Source organism: Immundisolibacter cernigliae, assembly GCF_001697225.1.
GTDB classification, from domain to species: Bacteria; Pseudomonadota; Gammaproteobacteria; order Immundisolibacterales; family Immundisolibacteraceae; genus Immundisolibacter; species Immundisolibacter cernigliae.
In genome coordinates this window covers 1171483-1190203 of the sequence record NZ_CP014671.1, presented here as the reverse complement: position 1 = coordinate 1190203, position 18721 = coordinate 1171483, and the positions used below count along the sequence as shown (strand labels likewise).

The 18721-nt window shown below is 69.6% G+C and carries 17 protein-coding genes; 15 read left to right on the top strand and 2 right to left on the bottom strand.

The window, feature by feature from the left end:
* Nucleotide 1 precedes the first annotated feature (1 nt).
* Nucleotides 2-1204: a flagellar hook-associated protein FlgL gene (flgL, locus tag PG2T_RS05650; RefSeq protein ID WP_068803325.1), complete on the top strand. Its 1203-nt coding sequence runs from the start codon at nt 2-4 to the stop codon at nt 1202-1204.
* A gap of 25 nt (nt 1205-1229) precedes the next feature.
* Here flgL and PG2T_RS16015 read toward each other — a convergent pair whose 3' ends face one another.
* Nucleotides 1230-2504 (bottom strand): DUF6986 family protein, encoded by a 1275-nt coding sequence (locus tag PG2T_RS16015; protein WP_068803323.1) that lies wholly within the window; start codon nt 2502-2504, stop codon nt 1230-1232.
* 188 nt (nt 2505-2692) lie between these two features.
* Here PG2T_RS16015 and PG2T_RS05640 point away from each other — a divergent pair, with 188 nt between their 5' ends.
* The 9 genes from PG2T_RS05640 (at nt 2693) to msbA (ending at nt 13813) form a co-directional block, all read left to right on the top strand.
* Nucleotides 2693-3487 (top strand): SDR family oxidoreductase, encoded by a 795-nt coding sequence (locus PG2T_RS05640; RefSeq protein ID WP_068803321.1) that lies wholly within the window; start codon nt 2693-2695, stop codon nt 3485-3487.
* Between the two features lie 9 nt (nt 3488-3496).
* Nucleotides 3497-4261, top strand: a complete 765-nt coding sequence (locus PG2T_RS05635; protein ID WP_068803320.1) for a 2-keto-4-pentenoate hydratase — start codon at nt 3497-3499, stop codon at nt 4259-4261.
* Nucleotides 4262-4514: 253 nt separating this feature from the next.
* Entirely contained in the window at nt 4515-4715 is a 201-nt protein-coding gene (locus PG2T_RS05630) for a cation-transporting P-type ATPase (RefSeq protein ID WP_068803318.1), read from the top strand.
* Nucleotides 4712-5716, top strand: a complete 1005-nt coding sequence (locus PG2T_RS16850; RefSeq protein ID WP_068803316.1) for an HAD-IC family P-type ATPase — start codon at nt 4712-4714, stop codon at nt 5714-5716. The genes PG2T_RS05630 and PG2T_RS16850 overlap by 4 nt, the downstream gene beginning before the upstream one ends.
* Nucleotides 5717-5823: 107 nt before the next feature.
* The gene (glgP, locus tag PG2T_RS05620; protein WP_068803314.1) at nt 5824-8391 is read left to right on the top strand and encodes an alpha-glucan family phosphorylase; all 2568 of its coding nucleotides are present in this window, start codon (nt 5824-5826) and stop codon (nt 8389-8391) included.
* Nucleotides 8392-8519: 128 nt separating this feature from the next.
* Nucleotides 8520-10913, top strand: coding sequence for a DNA internalization-related competence protein ComEC/Rec2 (locus PG2T_RS05615; protein ID WP_068803313.1), 2394 nt, complete (start codon nt 8520-8522; stop codon nt 10911-10913).
* Between the two features lie 73 nt (nt 10914-10986).
* On the top strand, nt 10987-11628 hold the full coding sequence (locus tag PG2T_RS05610; RefSeq protein ID WP_068803312.1) for a MotA/TolQ/ExbB proton channel family protein: 642 nt from the start codon (nt 10987-10989) through the stop codon (nt 11626-11628).
* Nucleotides 11625-12050 (top strand): ExbD/TolR family protein, encoded by a 426-nt coding sequence (locus tag PG2T_RS05605; protein WP_068803311.1) that lies wholly within the window; start codon nt 11625-11627, stop codon nt 12048-12050. The genes PG2T_RS05610 and PG2T_RS05605 overlap by 4 nt, the downstream gene beginning before the upstream one ends.
* On the top strand, nt 12047-13813 hold the full coding sequence (gene msbA / locus PG2T_RS05600; RefSeq protein ID WP_068803310.1) for a lipid A export permease/ATP-binding protein MsbA: 1767 nt from the start codon (nt 12047-12049) through the stop codon (nt 13811-13813). The genes PG2T_RS05605 and msbA overlap by 4 nt, the downstream gene beginning before the upstream one ends.
* 52 nt (nt 13814-13865) lie before the next feature.
* Here msbA and PG2T_RS05595 read toward each other — a convergent pair whose 3' ends face one another.
* The gene (locus tag PG2T_RS05595) at nt 13866-14285 is read right to left on the bottom strand and encodes a YybH family protein (RefSeq protein ID WP_068803308.1); all 420 of its coding nucleotides are present in this window, start codon (nt 14283-14285) and stop codon (nt 13866-13868) included.
* A 112-nt stretch (nt 14286-14397) separates the two neighbouring features.
* Here PG2T_RS05595 and PG2T_RS05590 point away from each other — a divergent pair, with 112 nt between their 5' ends.
* The 5 genes from PG2T_RS05590 (at nt 14398) to PG2T_RS05570 (ending at nt 18715) form a co-directional block, all read left to right on the top strand.
* Nucleotides 14398-15432, top strand: a complete 1035-nt coding sequence (locus PG2T_RS05590; RefSeq protein ID WP_145931011.1) for an ABC transporter substrate-binding protein — start codon at nt 14398-14400, stop codon at nt 15430-15432.
* Nucleotides 15433-15474: 42 nt separating this feature from the next.
* A complete protein-coding gene (locus tag PG2T_RS05585; protein ID WP_068803304.1) occupies nt 15475-15843 on the top strand; it encodes an MAPEG family protein in 369 nt (122 codons plus the stop codon).
* Nucleotides 15844-15974: 131 nt separating this feature from the next.
* A complete protein-coding gene (ilvA, locus tag PG2T_RS05580; RefSeq protein ID WP_068803302.1) occupies nt 15975-17480 on the top strand; it encodes a threonine ammonia-lyase, biosynthetic in 1506 nt (501 codons plus the stop codon).
* A 106-nt stretch (nt 17481-17586) separates the two neighbouring features.
* Nucleotides 17587-18048 carry an urease accessory protein UreE gene (ureE, locus tag PG2T_RS05575; RefSeq protein WP_068803300.1) on the top strand — a complete coding sequence of 154 codons (462 nt, stop codon included), beginning with the start codon at nt 17587-17589 and terminating at the stop codon, nt 18046-18048.
* Complete coding sequence (locus tag PG2T_RS05570; protein ID WP_068807810.1) at nt 18041-18715, top strand: urease accessory protein UreF; 675 nt, start codon at nt 18041-18043, stop codon at nt 18713-18715. The genes ureE and PG2T_RS05570 overlap by 8 nt, the downstream gene beginning before the upstream one ends.
* The last annotated feature ends 6 nt before the right edge of the window (nt 18716-18721 follow it).

The following is an 18721-nucleotide window of genomic DNA, read 5'->3' as shown; positions in this document are numbered from 1 at the left end:
CATGCGCGTATCGACAGCCGATTTTTACGCCCGCAGCCTGATCGGGATGCGCGATCGCCAGTCCGCGCTGGCGGAAGTCCAGCGCCAGCTGGGCAGCGGCCTGCGGATGAACTCGCCGGTCGACGACCCGGCCGGGGCGGCCAGTGTCAGCCGTCTCGACGCCGCGCTGGCGGCCGGCGATTCGTACAGCGCGACGGTGAATCGCGCCACCGCCGCGCTGTCGGCCGAGGAAGGCGCGCTGGCCAGCGCCGGCGATGTGCTGCAGCGGGTGCGGGAACTGGCCCTGCAGGGCCTGTCGGCTTCCCAGTCGCAGGAATCACGCGCTGCCATCGCCACTGAAGTGCGCGCCCTGCGCGGGCAGCTGCTGGCGCTCGCCAACAGCCGCGGACCGGACGGCGAGCACCTGTTCGGCGGCTACAGCGTCGATGCGCCGCCGTTTCAGGAGACGGCGGGCCTGGTCAGCTACGTGGGCGACGCCGGCCAGCGCATGCTGGAACTGAGTCCCGGCAACAGCATCGCCGTGGCCGATGCCGGAGCTGCCGTGTTTGCCGGCGCGCGCGCCGGCAACGGCAGCTTCGTCACTAGCGCCGCGGCCGGCAATGCGGGCGCCCTGCAGGTTGGCCACACGGCGGTGGTCGGCAGCCTGGTGCCGGACGACTACACCGTCGCGTTTGCGGTCGCGGTCGACGGTTCCGTTACCTATACCGTCACCGGCGCGCTGTCCGGCTCGGTTGCCAGCGGCGCCTACCAGGCCGGCGATACCCTCACGTTCAATGGCGTGAGTCTGAGCCTGAGCGGCCTGCCGGCGAATGGCGACATGCTCAGCGTCGCGCCGGCCGGACGGCAGGACATGTTCGCGGCCCTCGCCGAGCTGGCCGCGGCGCTCGAACTGCCGGACGGCTCGCCGACGCTGGGCGCGGCCCAGGCCAATCGCCTGAACCGCAGCCTGGAGAACCTGGACCAGCAGCTGGCGCACGTGTCGGGCGTGCGCGCCAGCGTCGGTTCGCGCCTTAAGGCGGCCGAGGTCGCCGCCGATGCCCACGCCGGATCGGCGCTGCAGATCCAGCAGGCGCTGTCCACCGTGCGCGATCTGGATTACGCCGAGGCCGCCACGCGCCTGGCACAGAACATCACCGGCCTGCAGGCGGCGCAGGAGGCTTTCAGCCGCCTGGCCAACCTGTCGCTGTTCAACTATTTGCGCTGAGTCGGCCGCGCCGACGTATTCGGCTTCAGCCGGCGCCCAGTTCGTCGCATTCGGCGGCGCTGATCAGGCCGAGGCGCGCCGCGTCCGCCGCCGGCAGCAGGCCCCAGGCGGCGGCCCGGCGCAGGCGGCTTCGCACATGCCGGTCACTGGCGCGGTCGGCCATGTAGGCCTGCATGCCTTCGCCGACGATGGTCGCGCCACTGCCAGCCATCACGGCGCGCTGGTAGGCCTCGACCTCGGCCAGGTCGCGCGCCAGCCGCGCCGCCGGCAGGGCTTCCCGATACGCGGCCAGCACCAGCCAGGCCTGCAGCGGGTGGCCGACCCACTTGCCGCTCATGCCCAGTGCCATGCCGTGGCGGGCGTCGGTATAGACCTGTTGCAGCGCCGCCAGCACCTTGGCCTGATTCTGTGCGCGCTGTGACGGGCTCAGTTCCTCGCCGCGGTGCAGCGGGGTCGGGTAGTTCAGCGTCATGCTGTCGATGGCCGGCACGCCGCAGGCCCCGGCGGCGTTGACCAACGCGCAGCGCGCCCAGTCGCAGACCGGGTGGTCGTTGCGGATCTCCGGCAGGCCGACGTCGGCGCTGTAGTCGGCAATGCCCCAGATGATGCCGGTCAGGCGCGTCCCGGCGGCATCGCTCAGCTCCGTCAGGCGCTCCACGGCGCGCGCCGACTCGATCAGGAACTGCACCCGGATGTGGCCGGCCGGCAGGCCGAGCTGACGCTCGATCATGCCGAGCACCTCGCACAGCCAGGCGATCTCCTGGCCGCTTTCGGCCTTCGGCCACACCACGGCGTCGATCGGATACTCGTCCGGCGCGGCCTGGCCGGCGACTGCGGTCAGGACCTCGACCAGATCGTCGACGCAGCCGTCGAGGCCGATTCCGGCCGGGCGAAACAGGCGCAGCGTGCGGTCGAAATCGGCCTTCCGGAAGCATTCGATGGCGCCGGCGCGCGCTTGCCGGGCGGCCTCGGCAGTGGCGGCGACGGCATCTTCCGCATCCAGCAGCAGCGCCGGCAGGCCCGTGTCGCTGGCCAGCACGGCATGCAGCGGCGCCGGGTCGATGCCCAGGTGCGCCGCGACCGCATCGACCGTAAGCTCGAAGCGCGCGAGCAGGCGCGGCACGCCGGCCAGGGCCGACAGGGCTTTTTCCGGTCGGCCGCTGGCCGGCGTGGTGAAGTGGACCTGTTGGCGCCAGAAGCGCAGCGGCAGTTCGAACTGGCTGGCGCGGTAAGTGGCGAGCAGTGCGCCGCGGGAGGCCCGTGCGGCGGTGGCAATAAGGTCGGTTTCTGGCTGCTGCACGGCGTACTTCCGGGATCGGTGGCGGCTTGGGAAGCGCGAAAGTATTCCGCGTTTCCCGCAGCGCGGGGATGCGCTGCCAAAATCGGCGGCTGTGGAGTCCGGCGGCGCCGGGCGATCATCTCTGTAATGTTTCCGTGGCGAGTTGGACACTGCGGCGTTTCTGACGCCCCTATCGAGGAGGATGTGGCGTGGATTTGGGACTGAACGACCGCGTGGCGGTGGTGTGCGGCGCCAGTCAGGGCATGGGGCGGGCGATTGCCGCCGGGCTGGCCGCGGAGGGTGCGCGGGTGTTGCTGGTGGCGCGCAATGCCGATCGGCTGGCCGAGGCCGAGCAGGCGATCGCCGCGCAGGTGCCCGGCGCCAGCCTGGCGACGGTGGCACTGGATTTGACCGTTGCGGACAGCGCAGCGGCGGTGGTCGAAGCCGCGCAACAGCGCTGGGGCCGCCTGGACGTGCTGGTCACCAACACCGGCGGCCCGCCGCCGGGCCAGCCGCTGGAGCTGGACGACGAAAAATTCCTGCTCGCCTACGAACAGAATTTCATGAACGTGGTGCGCCTGTGCCGGCACGCGGTGCCGGCCATGCGCACGCACGGTTACGGGCGGGTCATCAACGTGCTGGCGCTGTCGGTGCGCCAGATCGAGGACAACCTGGTGCTGTCGTCCACGTCGCGCCTGGCCGTGGTGGCCTACGCGCGGTATCTGGCCGAGCAGGTGGCCGCCGACGGCATTACCGTGAACAACGTGTTGCCGGGGTCGATTCATACCGAGCGCCTGGAGCAGGTGTCGCAGATGCAGGCCAGGCATTTCGGGCGCGATCCGGCCGGCGAAATCGCACTGCGCGCCCAGCGGGTGCCGATGAAGCGTCTCGGCCTGCCGCAGGAAATGGCTGACGTGGTGGCGTTTCTGGCCTCCGAGCGGGCGGCCTTCCTGACCGGGCTGAGCATTCCGGTCGACGGCGGCCAGTTGCGGTCGGTACTGTGAGGTAAACGGATGGACATTCAAGCGATCGTCGAGGATTTCTGGGCCTGCCGGCAGCGCGGCGTGTACTACCCGCCGCAGTGGTTCGACAGGCTCACGCTGGACCAGGCCTGCCGTGTGCAGCTGGGCCTGCTCGACAAATCCATCGCCGCCGGCGCGCGTCAGGTGGGCTGGAAGGTGGGCCTGACGGCTGCGGCGATTCGCGAGCAGTTTCGCGTGCACGAGCCGGTGTTCGGGTATCTGCTGGAGGAAGGCCGCCTCGACAGCGGCGTGGAGCTGGACCTGTCGGATTGGCTGGGGACCGGCTTCGAGAACGAGCTGTGTCTGCGCCTGGGCCGGCCGCTGAGCGGCCCGGATGTGGACCTGGCCACTGCCCGGGCGGTGGTGCGCGGCTGTCATCCGGCCATGGAACTGGTGGAGAACCGCGGCGACTTCACCGCCCAGCTGGCGGTGGCGGTGGCCGACAACGTGCAGCAGCGCGCCTTCGTGATCGGTCCCGAGGTGCCGCTCGATGCCGGCACCAACCTGGCCGCTGTGCGCTGCGAGGTGGACATCAACGGCAAGCAGGTGGCGCAGGCCACGGGCGACGCGGTGATGGGCGATCCCTACGCTTCGCTGGCCTGGCTGGCCAACAAGCTGGCCGAGTACGGGCGCGGCCTGGAGCCCGGTCAGTACGTGATGAGCGGCTCGTTCACGCGCCAGTTTCCGCTCCAGGCCGGCGACCGGGCGCAGACGCGCTTCAGCGGCATCGGCACGGTGGCGGTGCGCGCGCGCTGAGACAGGCGCGCCAAATCGCCTCGCGGCGTCGGGGTCTGTGCCGGCACGTCTGCGCTGGGTCACATGCGTGCCATTTTGGTCGCGTACGCTTGATGGAGCGCGCCATGTCAACGATCACGCCTGTCCGATGACCTGAAAACCCACCTTGCGGTGGCCGCAAAACGGGCCGGCACCGCTCCCCACGGACTCGCCTTGCGTGGACAGCGAGAGGCGGGCTGCACGGGGACGTGAAAACCAAGGCGCAAATCTGCCCATGAACCACGCCGCGCCAAGCCACATCCACACGCTGTCCATCGAGGCGGTCTATGCCGCACTGCAAAGCGGGCCGGACGGCCTGCGCACGGCGCAGGCCCAGCGCCGCCTGGCTGAATTCGGCCCCAACCGCTTGCAGGCAGCGGCGCCCCGCCGGCGCTGGCGCGGCAGGTCGGCCTGGCCGGCGGCGCGGCGACAGTGATCGACGGGCCGCGGCTGGCGCGCATGGGCGATGCCGAACTGCATCTGGCGCTGGACGCGTCCGAGCTGCTGTTCGCGCGTGTCTCGGCGGCGCAGAAGCTGCGCCTGGTGCAGGGACTCAGGCGCAAGGGCGAGGTGGTGGCGGTGACCGGCGATGGCGTCAACGATGCGCCGGCGCTGCGCCAGGCCGACATCGGCATTGCCATGGGGCGCAGCGGTACCGACGTGGCGCGGGCGGCGGCCGACCTGATCCTGGCCGACGACAATTTCGCCAGCATCGTGGCGGCGGTGCGCGAGGGGCGGGCGGTGTATGACAACATCCGCAAGTTCCTCACCTACATCCTGACCTCCAACGTGCCGGAAATCGTGCCCTACCTGGCCTTCGTGCTGCTGGGTGTGCCGCTGGCGCTGACGGTGCCGCAGATACTCGCCGTCGATCTGGGTACCGACATCCTGCCGGCGCTGGCGCTGGGCGCGGAACCGGCCGAGCGCGGGATCATGGATCGTCCGCCTCGGCCACGCGCACAGCGGCTGCTCGACGGCCGGCTGCTGGCGCGCGCGTACGGATTTCTGGGCCCGCTGCAGGCTGCCGTCGCCATGGCCGCCTGGTATGGGGTGCTGCGCGCCGGTGGCTGGCAGTGGGGACAGACACTGGCCGCCGATGCGCCGCTGTACCGCCAGGCGACCGGCGCCTGCCTGGCCGCCATCGTGGTGCTGCAGGTGGTGAACGTGTTTGTCTGTCGCAGCGCCCGGCAGTCGATAGTCCGTAGCGGGTTTGGCGGCAACCGCCTGCTGTGGTGGGGGATTGGGCTGGAACTGGCGTTGCTGGCGGGTTTTCTGTACACGCCACCGGGCCGGGCCCTGCTGGGCACCGCCGCTTTGCCAGGCTGGCTGTGGCTGAGCTTGCCACCGTTGGCGTTGGCCTTTCTGCTGGCCGAGGAGGTCCGCAGGGCAGTGGCACGGACGCTGCTTGTGTCTGGCAACAGGGCCGGCCGGAGGTAGCCCTGATCAGCTCCAGTTTCCGACCGGAACCCCATTACGGGTGGACATACGCCAAGCCAGCGGCGTGTAGACATGTATGAAATTCGCCTGCTCAGGAGTTCACACGCGTGACCGAAACCACTTTCATCCTGGAAGTCCAGCCGCGCATTCCGGCCCGCCTGCGGCGCCTCGAGGAGTTGGCCGGGGACCTTGTCTACAGCTGGGATCGGCGGGTGCGGGCGCTGTTTGCGCGTCTGGACGCCGAGCTGTGGCGGGTCTGTGGCCACAACCCGAAGGTGTTCCTGCGGCGGGTGTCGCAACAGGCGCTGGACGAGGCCGCCCAGGACCGCGGCTATCTCGAGGAATACAGCCGCGCCTTGTCTGGCTACGACAGCTATACGCAGGCCCAGGCGCGAGACGAAATTACCGCCCGACTCGACCCGCAGGCCGACCTGGTGGCCTATTTTTGCGCCGAGTACGGCCTGCACGAGAGCCTGCCGATCTACTCCGGCGGCCTGGGTATCCTGGCTGGCGACCACTGCAAGGCCGCCAGTGATCTTGGCTTGCCCTTCGTGGCGGTGGGGCTGCTGTACCGGCAGGGCTATTTCACGCAGATCATCGACGGCCATGGCCAGCAGCAGGCGCAATATCGGCCGCACCAGATCGACGACCTGCCCGTCACCCTGGCGCTGGACGCCGGCGGCGTGCCGCTGCAAGTGGTGGTCGACCTGCCGGGCCGTGCGGTCAGCCTGCACGTGTGGCGCGCCAAGGTGGGGCATATCGACCTTTACCTGCTCGATTCCGACCTGCCGGACAACAGCGAGACCGACCGGGCGCTGACCTACCAGCTGTATGGCGGCGACCGCGAGTGGCGCATGCAGCAGGAAATCGTGCTCGGCATCGGCGGCGTGCGCGCGCTGCGGGCGCTGGGCCTGCGTCCGACGGTGTGGCACATCAACGAGGGCCACGCGACCTTTCAGATTCTGGAACGCTGCCGCGAGTGGGTCGCCAACGGCGACAAGTTTCAGGCAGCGCTGGAGCGGGTGGCTGCCAATACCGTATTCACCACCCACACGCCGGTGGCCGCCGGGCACGACATTTTCGACGCGGCGCTGTTCGATCACTATTTCACGGCCTTCGCACCGGGGCTTGGCATCGGCGTCGAGGCGCTGCGCGCCTACGGGCAGTCGCCGCAGAACCAGGGCAGCTTCAACATGACGTCGATGGCGCTGCGCGGCACGCGCTTTCACAACGGCGTCAGCAAGATTCACGGCGAGGTCGCCTCCGGAATGGAGCGTTACATCTGGCCGGATATCCCGCCGGACGAGAACCCGATCACGCACGTCACCAACGGCGTGCACGCCAGCACCTTCCTGGCGCAGGAGTGGTCGAACCTGCTCGACGTTCGCTTTGCCGACTGGCGCAGCTCGCTGACCGACTGCCAGTACTGGGATTGCCTGCAGGAGGTGCCGGACCACCGTTTCTGGAGCCTGCGCCAGGAACTCAAGACCCTGCTGTTGCAAATGGTGCGTCGGCGCGTGGCCGTACAGCACCGGCGGGCCGGCGTGGCGGACGCGCAGCTGCGGCGCATCACGCGCCACCTGGCCGACGACAACGGCGACGTGCTGGTGCTCGGCTTCGGTCGGCGTTTTGCCACCTACAAGCGCGCCACGCTGCTGTTCCAGGACCCGGCCCGCCTGGCCCGGCTGCTGGGCGATCCGCAGCGCCCGGTGCTGATCATGTTCGCCGGCAAGGCGCATCCGAGCGACAAGCCGGGCCAGGAACTGATTCGGCAGATTCACGAGTTCTCGATGCGCCCGGAGTTCATCGGCCGCATCCTGCTGTTGGAAAACTACGACCTGAATCTGGCCCGCCGCCTGGTGTCCGGCGTGGATGTCTGGCTGAACAATCCGGTCTACCCGCTGGAAGCCAGTGGCACCTCGGGCATGAAAGCGGCCATGAACGGGGTGCTCAACCTGAGCGTGCTGGACGGCTGGTGGGCCGAAGGCTACGACGGCACCAACGGCTGGGGCATCGTGCCTCACGGCTCCGATTTCGACCCCGCGTATCGCGACCACGAGGAAGCGAGCGACCTGTACGACCTGCTCGAGCACCAGGTGATTCCCCTGTATTTCGAGCGCGGTGGCCACAGCTATTCGGCCGAGTGGGTGGCCATGGCCAAGGCGTCCATGCGCACGATCCTGCCGCGCTTCAACGCCGAGCGGCAGGTGCTCGATTACGTCGAGAAGCTGTACGGCCCGGCGCGGGATCACCGCCGCAAGATCGACGCCGTGGACGACGGCGCCGCGGCCCTGGCAGCCTGGAAAAAGCGCGTGCGTGCGTGCTGGTCGGGCGTGGCTTTCGTGGCGTCCACGTCGGATGTGGCGCCCGATCTGACGCGCACGCTGCATTTTGGCGACGCGCTGGAGGTCCGCGCCGCGCTGCGCCTGAACGGCCTCGGTACCGACGACGTGGTGGTCGAATGCCTGCTGGGCGAGGATCAGGAAGACGGCAGCTTTGTGGTGCGCGAGCGCCTGCACCTGGAGCCGGGCAGCACGCTGCCGGGTGGCGAAACCAGCTATGTGCTGGCGCTGCGTCCGCGGCGCACCGGCCTGCAGAGTTATCGCATTCGCGCCTATCCGCACCACACCTTGCTCGCACATCCGTTCGAGCTGGGCTGTATGTGCTGGTTGTGACGCGCTGCGCACGCGGCGCGGCGGTTGGCAAGGATGATGGAGCGGCAACGCTGATCCCCGGCTGAGGTCAGGCTCGCGCTGACCCTGGGGCGGCAAGTTGCCAGCGCCGGGGAGGAGGCCGGTCCGTCATGCCTGCCAGCCTGCTTGCTCTGATTGCCGGATTTGCTGCCGGTCTGGCGGCAAGCCTGCTCGCCCCGGTTCTGCCCGGCGACCACTGGACGCCTGTGCTGGCAGGCTGTGCGCTGCTGATGGGGCTGGCCGGCCGGCGGCGCACCGCGGGACTGGTGTTGGCGGCCGCGCTGGGCGGCAGCGCCTATGGTCTGCACGCCGCGCACGATGCGCTCGACAGTCGCCTCCCGGAGGCCCTGCACAGCCGCGACGCGCGCCTGACCGGAGTGCTCACGGACCTGCCGCAGGCCGACCGGCTGCGCACGCGGCTGCAGGTCGATATCGAGCAGTTGACAGTGGCCGGCCGGCCAGTGGTAGGGCCGCGCAGGGTGCTGCTGTCGTGGTACGGGGAACGCCCCGCGCTGCGTGCCGGACAGCGCTGGCAGCTGCCGGTGCGACTGAAGGCGCCGCGTGGCTTTCGCAACCCCTCCGGCTTCGATTACGAGCGCTGGCTGACCCAAGCGGGCATCGACGCCACCGGTTATGTGCGCGCCGGGCCAGCGCGGCAGCTGCCCGCATCGAACTGGACTGCCCCGGTGCAGAGCCTGCGACAGGCCATTGCAGACCGCCTCGACCGGCACCTTGCCCAGGACGACGCCGGGCGCATGGTGCGCGGTCTCGCCATCGGCGTCACCGGCGCGGTGAGCCCGGCGACCTGGCGCACGCTGCGCGAAACCGGCACGGCGCATCTGCTGGCGATTTCCGGCCTGCACGTGGCCCTGAGCGGACTGCTGGTGTACGCGCTGGTCGGCTGGCTGTGGCGGCACCTGCCCGGTCTGGCGCGACGGCTGCCGGCGCCCCGCGCGGCGGCCGTGGCGGCGGCGGTGGGCGTATTCGGCTACGCGGCGCTGGCCGGGTTTGCGGTGCCGGCGCGGCGCACGGCGCTGATGTTCAGCGTGGCCGCGCTGGGCGCCGCGAGCGGACGTGAGACTTCGCCGGCGCGCCTGCTGGCGCTGGCCGGACTGGTGGTGTTGCTGTTCGATCCGCTGGCCTTGCTGGCGAGCGGATTCTGGCTGTCGTTCGGCGCGGTCGGCATCCTGCTGTGGCTGGCGCTGGGCCGTCTGCACGGGCGCGCCGACGACGAACCGGCGTCCGGCGCTCGGCAGCCGGATCGTGTGCGCGGGGTGTGGCGGCGGGCGCGCGAGGGAACGCTCGGCGCTGTGCGCCTGCAGTTGGCGGTGGCCCTGGCGCTGACGCCGTTGACGCTCGGCTTCTTCGGTTTGCTGTCGCCCACCTCGGTGCCGGCCAATTTGATCGCCGTGCCGCTGCTCGGTCTGGTGGCGGTGCCGCTGACGCTGCTGGGCGTTCTCACCCTGCCCGTTCCGGCGCTGGCCGGGCCTGTGTTGCTCGGCGCGCAGGGCGTATGCGCCGGCACCCTGGCGGTGCTGGAGGCGCTGCGCGGGCTGGCGCCCGGGCTGTTGTGGCCGCCGGTGCCGTGGCCGCTGCTTGCCGCCTGCCTGCTTGGCGTGCTGATCTTGCTGTTGCCGCGCGGGTTTCCGGGCCGCTGGCTGGGTGTGCTGTGGTGCCTGCCGGCAGTTCTTTACCGACCGTCGTTGCCGCCCGCAGGGGCGTTCAGTGCCACCGCGCTCGACGTCGGTCAGGGCCTGGCGGTGGTGGTGCGCACCCGCAATCATGCGCTGGTCTATGACAGCGGGCCGCGCTTTTCGGAGCGTTTCAGTGCCGGCGAGGCCATCGTGCTGCCCGAGCTGGCACGGCTGGGCGTGCGGCACCTGGACCTGCTGATGCTGTCGCATGGCGATAGCGATCATGCCGGCGCCGCGGCCGACATCGTGGACGGCATCCGCACCGCCCGCATCGTCAGCGGCACGCCGCGGCAGATCATCGGCGCGGGTGCGGTCGAGCCTTGCCGGGACGGGTACGCCTGGACCTGGGACGGGGTGCGTTTCCAGCAGTTTCATCCCGGCGGCGGCCTTGCCGCGGCCGGTGACAACGACCGCTCATGCGTGCTGCGGGTCGTGGCTGCTGACGGCCACGGCCTGCTGCTGACCGGCGACGTGGAGGTGCCGGCCCAGCAGCGCCTTGTGGAAGTCGACGCGTTGGATCCGGTCGATGTATTGCTGGCGCCGCATCATGGCAGCCGGGGCGCGCTGTATCCGCCGTTGATTGCCCGCCTGGCGCCGCGGGAGGTGATTTTCTCCGCCGCCTACCGCAGCCGCTTCGGCCATCCGCACCCGACCGTCAGCGCCGCCTACGCGGCTGCCGGTGCGCGGCTGTGGAACACGGCGGACGCCGGTGCGCTGCTCATCGCAGCCGGCCCGCAGGGCCTCGAAGTGACGGCGCAGCGTGCCCGTCGGGGCCGCTGGTGGCGGGCCGGGGCGCCGCAGGCGCCGTGATAGACTGCCAGCCCGCCGCCGCGGCGGGGTCTGTCTGTCCATCCCCCTCTTTCAACATCGGGTTTCGGCCGCCGTGTGGGAACTGCTCAAGGCCGGTGACTGGCCGGTCATTCCGCTGGTTCTGTGCTCCATCCTGGCGCTCGGCATCGTGCTGGAGCGGGCCTGGTCGCTGCAGCGCAGGCGGGTTCTGCCGCCCGGTTTGCTGCAGGAAGTGCAGAACTGGTGCATCGCCGGGCAGGTGGATGCGGCCCGTATCAACAACCTGCGCCAGCACTCGCCGCTGGGCCGAATCCTGGCGGCTGTGTTGATGCACGGCGGCGAGGACCGCCAGCGCCAGCGTGAGAACGTGGAGGACACCGGCCGTCACCTGGCGCTGGAGCTGGAACGCTTCCTGAACATGCTGGGCACGCTGGCCACCGTCTCGCCGCTGATCGGCCTGTTCGGCACCGTGATCGGCATGATCGAGACCTTCCACGCCATCGGCATGACCGGCCTGGGCGCGCCCGAGAAGCTGGCCAGCGGCATTTCGATCGCGCTGGTGAATACGGCCTTCGGCCTGTTCGTGGCCATCCCGAGCTATATCTTTCACCGCTATTACCGCGGCCGGGTGGACGAGCTGGTGGCCGATCTGGAACGCCAGGCGGCAGAGCTGGCCGAATCCCTGGCGCAGCTGGCCGCGCGTCTGCACCGCGACCGGGCGGCCCTGCGCGCATGAACTTTCGCACCCGGCGCCGGCCGGACGATGTGGAACTGAATTTCGTGCCGTTGATCGACGTGCTGGTGGTGCTGCTGATCTTTCTGATGGTCACCACCAGTTTCAGCCGTCTGGGACAGCTGAAGGTCGATCTGCCGCAGGCGGCCAGTGACGCTACCGCGCCCACCGACAACACGATCGAGCTGGCCATCAGCGCCGCCGGGGAATATGCGGTCGGTCAGGAAACCCTGGCCGCCGACAACGTGGTCGGTCTGACTGCGGCGCTGCGCCGCGCAGCCAGCGGGCGCAAGGAGCCGGTGCTGGTGCTGTCGGTCGACCGCAACACGCCCCACGAGCGGGTCATCGCCGCCATGACCGCGGCGCGCGAGGCAGGGCTGGAAAACCTCAGCTTCGCGGTGGAGACGGCGGGCAAGGCGCCATGACCGACGCGGTCGACAGCGCCGCCCGCTGGCAGATCTACGCGCGCCTGCTTGGCTATGCGCGACCGCACTGGCGGGTGTTCGCGCTGGCACTGATCGGCATGATCGGCGGCGCGGCCACGGATCCGGCTTTCGCCGCCCTGATGAAGCCGATGCTCGACGGCAGCTTCGTCGAGCGCGACCCGCAGACCATCCGCTGGCTGCCGGTGGTGATGGTCGGCCTGTTCGTGGTGCGCCTGGTGTGCAGCTTCATCTCCGACTTCGGCATGAACTGGGTGGCGCGGCGGGTCATTAAGGACCTGCGCACGGCCATGTTCGACCACCTGCTGCGTCTGCCGGCGAGTTTCTACGACCGCCAGGCCTCCGGTGCGCTGATTTCCAAGGTCACCTATGACGTCGAGATGGTGGCCGGCGCCACCAGCGACGCCCTGACCACGCTGCTCAAGGACAGCGTGGCGGTACTGGGGCTGCTGGGCTGGATGTTCTACCTGAACTGGAAACTGGCGCTGATCTTCCTGGTGGTCGGGCCGGGCATGGCGGCCAGCATCGGTGCGGTGTCGAAGCGCTTTCGGCGCCTGAGCACGCACATCCAGGCATCGATGGGCAACATCACTGCCGCCGCCGGCGAGGTGGTGGAGGGCCACCTGGTGACCAAGCTGTTCAACGGCCAGGACCGTGAATCGGCAAGCTTCGGTCGGCTGTCGGAGCGCAACCGCCACCTGCACATGAAATGGGTGTCCGTGGACGCGCTGGGCAACGGCGTGGTGCAGCTGCTGATCGCACTGACCATGGCCGGCATCCTGTACGCCGCCACCACCTTTGCCAGCACCGAGCGCACCACCGTGGGCGGGTTCACGTCGTTCATCGTGGCGGTGACCATGCTGCAGGCGCCGGTCAAGCGCCTGACCAAGGTCAACGGCGTGCTGCAGAAGGGCATCACCGCCGCGCGCAGCGTGTTCGGGCTGATCGACGAGCTGGCCGAACCGGACACCGGCCGGCGCGAGCTGGTTCGTGCGCGGGGCGAGGTTGAGTATCAGGACGTCGAATTTGCCTACGCGACCAGCATCGCGCCGGTGCTGCGCGGCGTGTCGCTGCACGCAAAGCCGGGCCAGCGGGTGGCGCTGGTTGGGCGCTCCGGCTCGGGCAAGACCAGCCTGGTCGGCCTGCTGCCGCGCTTCTACGAGCCGCAGGCCGGGCGCATCCTGGTCGACGGCATCGACATCCGCGAGCTGACGCTGGCCTCGCTGCGGGCGCAGATCTCGCTGGTCAGCCAGCACGTGGTGCTGTTCAACGACACCGTGGCCAACAACATCGCCTACGGTCGCCGCGGCGAGGTGAGCGAGGCCGACATCGTGCGCGCCGCCGAGCAGGCGCATGCCATGGAATTCATCCGCCAGTTGCCGCAGGGCCTGGACAGCCTGGTCGGCGACAACGGCGTGCTGCTGTCCGGCGGCCAGCGCCAGCGCATCGCCATTGCCCGGGCGCTGCTCAAGGACGCGCCGATCCTGATCCTGGACGAGGCCACATCGGCCCTGGACAGCGAATCGGAGCGGCACATCAAGGCGGCGCTCGACGCGCTGATGAGCCACCGCACCACGCTGGTGATCGCGCACCGCCTGTCGACCATCGAGAACGCCGACCTGATCCTGGTGATGCAGGACGGGCGCATCGTCGAGCGGGGTGATCATGCGTCCCTGCTGCGCCAGGGCGGCGCCTATGCCCGGCTGCACCGGATGCAGTTTGCGGACGTGCCAGTCGCGGTTTGAAGCCACGGCTGAGCGGGCGCGGGCCAGCCGCCCAGCGCGCCGGCGGCCGCCGTCAGTGCAGGACGGTGTCTTCGTCGATGGTGACGGTCGGCGTCGGCGAGGCGTGGTGCAGGATCATCCGCCAGCCGGCCGCCGTGTGCCGATAGACATTGGTCGCCACGACCGGCGGCTGCTGGTTGTCGTCGCCGCGCAGGCCAAGCTGCTCGTGGACCACGTGCGTGGCCAGATCGCCATCGCGGCGCTGCAGCACCGGCACGGTGCTGACCGTCAGGTGCGGGCCGGCCGCGAACATGCGCCGCCAGGCGGCGAAGATGGCGCGGTGACCGTGCAGTTCCGGCCACATCGGGTGCACGCATACCAGGTCAGGCCCTTCGTCCCATACCGCCTGCATGAGCGCGGTGTCGGCGGCTTCCAGGGCCTTGTAGAACGCAGCCTCGGCGGCGGCGGGGGTCTCGAATTCGTTGTTAGTCATCGCGTCTGGCACGAGAGAGCCTGCTGGCGGTTGTCGATGCTGGCAGCTGGGGGCTAAAGTGCCCGCATTCAAGCATCCGGGGGCTTCCTCGGTGCGGCGAGGAGGAATGAACATGCCCCGAACCCTATGGTATACGCGCTGCCCGGTGGCCACGGCTTCCGGTATCGCCTTTCAGCGCAAGTCCTTCGACGAGGAGTTTGCCGGTTCCGCGTTCGAGGTTCGCAACATCAAGGAACTGGGCCCGTCGCAGGCGGACACGCATTTCGATCACCGCTTGGCCGACTCGTTCCGCGAGGGCGGCGCCATCCCGCCGCTGTGGGCGCGTACGCGCGGCGCCGACACGCTGGCGGTGGGCCTGACCTTCGTCGCCGACTCGCTGGCCGTGTTCGTGCGCGCCGACGACCCGGCACGGCGCGTGCAGGATCTGGCCGGCCGCCGCTGCGGGCTGCCGGTGCGTCCGTACATCCTGATCGATTTCATGAAGGTCAACGCCCACAAGGGTTTTTACTCGACCCTGGCCGCCAACGGCATGGCCGAGTCGGACGTCAGGTTCGTGGAGATGATCGTCAACGACGACATGCACGGCAGCATCAACGCGGACCTGAAGCAGGGTGACCGGCCGAGCCTGTACGACGCGGACGTCGACCACCTGCTGCGCGGCGAGGTCGACGCCATCTTCTGCAAGAATGCCGAGGTCGGCCTGATCGAGCGCCGCTATGCCGGGCGCATCCGCAAGCTGTACGACCTGATGACCGACCAGACCGATCGCGCGCACATGGTCAACGCCAACCCGCGCATCATCACCGTCAGCGCCGGCCTGGCCAGGGAGGCGCCCGAGGCCGTGGAACGCTACCTGCAGGTGCTGGTGCGCACTGCCAACTGGGCGGCCACGCACCCGGCTGAGGCGGCCGAAACCATGGCCCGTGAGCTGGGCGTGTCGGCGGACGACATCCGCAACACCTACGAGCCGGACTTCCACAAGAAACTGTGGCCATCGTTCGGGCCGCAAGTGCGCCGCCTGCTGCAGGTGCAGATCGATTTCATGCAAGGCCGCGGCTATCTGGGGCCGGTCGACCTGGAAAGTTGGATGCAGCCGCGGTTTCTGGAACAGGCATACCGGCGGGAGGGGCTGCCGGCGGTCGCCTGAGTGGTGATATTCAGCCCTTAACAACGCGATTCGGAGGGGATCATGACGATAGCCTATTGGTGCGTGCTGGCACTGGTGTTTTTCCCGCCTGTGCTGGGTGCCATGGCCAAGAGCGGCGGCTTTGACAACAGCCGGCCGCGCGAGGCACTGGCCGCGGCAAGCGGCTGGCGCAAGCGCGCCGACTGGGCGCAGCAGAATGCGCTGGAGAACTTCGCCCCGTTCGCGGCGGCGGTGATCATCGGCCACCTGACCGGCCTGGCGCAGGGCACGCTGGATCAGCTGGCGCTGGCCTTCGTGGCGCTGCGCGTGCTGCATGCGGTGTTCTACATCGCCAACCAGGCGACGCTGCGCTCGCTGTCCTACGTGGGCGGCCTGGCCTGCATCATTGCCATCTTCGTGATGGCGGCCTGATCGGTCCTGGCGGACGAACGCCGGCTGGGGACTGCGCGCCCCAGCCGGCGTTTTTTTTTTTGCGTGCCAACCGTGATTGATCGCCAGCTGGCGACATATTCCCAAGATTTCACTGGTCCCAACGTAGCCCCATGCCCCGCGATTACCTGGTACTGACGCTCAATGCCCGCGTCTACGACGTGGCCATCGAGTCGCCGCTGGACGTGGCCGAGAGCCTGTCGCTGCGTCTGAACAACCGCGTGCTGCTCAAGCGCGAGGACATGCAGCCGGTGTTTTCCTTCAAGCTGCGCGGTGCCTACAACAAGATGGCGCATCTGACGCGGCGGGCCTTGAAGGCCGGCGTGATCACGGCGTCGGCGGGCAACCACGCGCAGGGCGTGGCGCTGGCCGCTCACCGGCTGGGCAGCCACGCCCTGATCGTGATGCCGGTCACCACGCCGCAGATCAAGATCGATGCCGTCGAGCGTCTGGGCGGCGAGGCGCTGCTGCATGGCGAGGATTACGCCGCCGCCGCCCGGCATGCCCTGGCGCTGGCCGCCGAGCGGGGTCTCAGTTTCATCCATCCCTACGACGATCCGCTGGTGATCGCCGGGCAGGGCACCATCGGCGCCGAGCTGCTGCGCCAGCGCCAGGGTTCCCTGGACGCCATCTTCGTGCCGGTCGGCGGCGGCGGGCTGATCGGCGGCATCGCGGCCTATGTGAAGCGCCTGCGGCCGCAAATCCGCATCATCGGCGTGGAAGCCGACGACGCAGACGCCATGGAACGCTCGCTGCGTACCGGCCGGCGGGTCAGCCTGCGCAGCGTCGGGCTGTTTGCCGACGGCACCGCGGTGCGTCAGGTGGGCCGCGAGCCGTTTCGCCTGGCCCGCCAGTACGTGGACGAGATGCTGCTGGTCAGCCACGACGAAATCTGCGCCGCCATCAAGGACACCTTCGAGGATACGCGGGCGATCGTCGAACCCGCCGGCGCGCTGGCGCTGGCGGGTCTGAAGCGCTACGTGGCCCGCGAGCGCTGCCACGGCCGCACGCTGGTGGCCGTGTGCTCGGGCGCCAACATGAACTTCGACCGTCTGCGCTACGTGGCCGAGCGGGCCGAGATCGGCGAGCGACGCGAGGCGATATTCGCCGCCACCATTCCCGAGCGGCCGGGCAGCTTTCTGCACTTTTGCGAGGCCATCGGGGCGCGCCAGATCACCGAGTTCAACTACCGCTACGCCGGTGCCGAGGAAGCGCACGTGTACGTGGGCGTGCAGACTGCCGGCAACCAGCGCCAGGCCTTGTACGAGCAGCTGCGAAGGCACGGCTACGCGGTGGTCGACCTGACCGAGGACGAAACCGCCAAGCTGCACCTGCGGCACATGGTCGGTGGCCACGGCCAGCTGCCGGACGAGCTGCTGTACCGGTTCACCTTCGACGAACGGCCGGGCGCGCTGGCCCATTTCCTGGCCCGCCTGGGCGTGCGCTGGAACATCAGCCTGTTCCATTACCGCAACCACGGCGCCGCCGACGGGCGGGCGCTGGTCGGGTTGCAGGTGCCGCCGGCCGCGCGGGCGCGTTTTCGGGCTCACCTCGCCGAGGGGGGGTTCGAGTACGTGGACGAGACCGCAAGCGCTGCCTACCGACTGTTTCTTTGGTAGGCCTTCGCACGCGTGGCCGGTCGCAGTGGCCGATGCCGCCGCCGCACGAGTCGCATCGTTCACCGATTGCATGCGGGCCTGGCCTGAGTCTTGCCTTGATGTGCCCATGATTCGATTCGATCGCTTCGCTTCCACCCGCATGCACCGGACCGGGTCCGTCACGCTGCCGTTTGAGCGCCGGGTGCGGTCGCGTCAGCGCGTGCTGCTGGACGATGGCCGCGAGGCGCTGATCGACCTGCCGCGCGGCACGGTGCTGCGCGACGGCAGCCTGCTGGCCGATGCCCAGGGGCAGGTGCTTGCCGTGTGCGCGGCCCCGGAGGACGTGTCGATCGCGCGCGCCGCGGATCCTCTGGTCCTGTTGCGCGGCGCGTATCACCTGGGCAATCGGCACGTTGCGGTGCAGCTCGGTCCGGGCTGGCTGCGCTACCTGCACGATCACGTGCTGGATGACATGCTGCGCGGCCTGGGCCTGCAGGTCGACCTTGCGCAGTTGCCCTTCGAGCCGGAAGCCGGTGCCTACGGACCGGGTGCCGTATCCGGCCATGCGCATGCGCACGGCCATGACTGATCCGGTCGCCGATCTGCGCCTGCGCCAGTTGACCAGCGCGGCGCTGCCGGTGGGGGCCTTCGCGTATTCGCAGGGCCTGGAAAGCGCGGTCGAGCTGGGCTGGATTCGCGGCCCGGTGCAGGCGCAGCAATGGATTGGCGGCCTGCTGGAGCACACATTGTCGCGGCTGGAGGTGCCGCTGCTGGCGCGCCTGATGGCGGCGTTTGCGCGTGCGGACGAGGCATCCGCCGAGCGCTGGTCGGGACTGCTGCTGGCCCTGCGCGACACCGCCGAGCTGCGCGCGCAGGAACGGGCACTGGGCACGGCCTGGGCGGCGCTGCTGGTCGATCTTGGCGTGCCGGGTGCGGCACCCTGGTCCGAGCGGCCACAGCGCACGGCGCTGGCGCTGTATGCATTGGCGACGGTGCATTACGGCATTGCGGTGCAGGACGCCGCGCAGGCCCTGCTGTGGGCATGGCTGGAGGCGCAGGCGAGCGCGGCCCTGCGCGCGGTGCCACTTGGCCACGCGGCGGTCCAGCGCGTGATCCACGCGCTCGCCGCTGCCATTCCGGCCGCCGTCACGAGCGGCCTGGCGGTGGCGGACGAGGACATCGGCGCCGGTGCCCCGGCGCTGGCCATCGCCAGCTGCCGGCACGAAATGCAGTACAGCCGCCTGTTTCGGTCCTGATACACG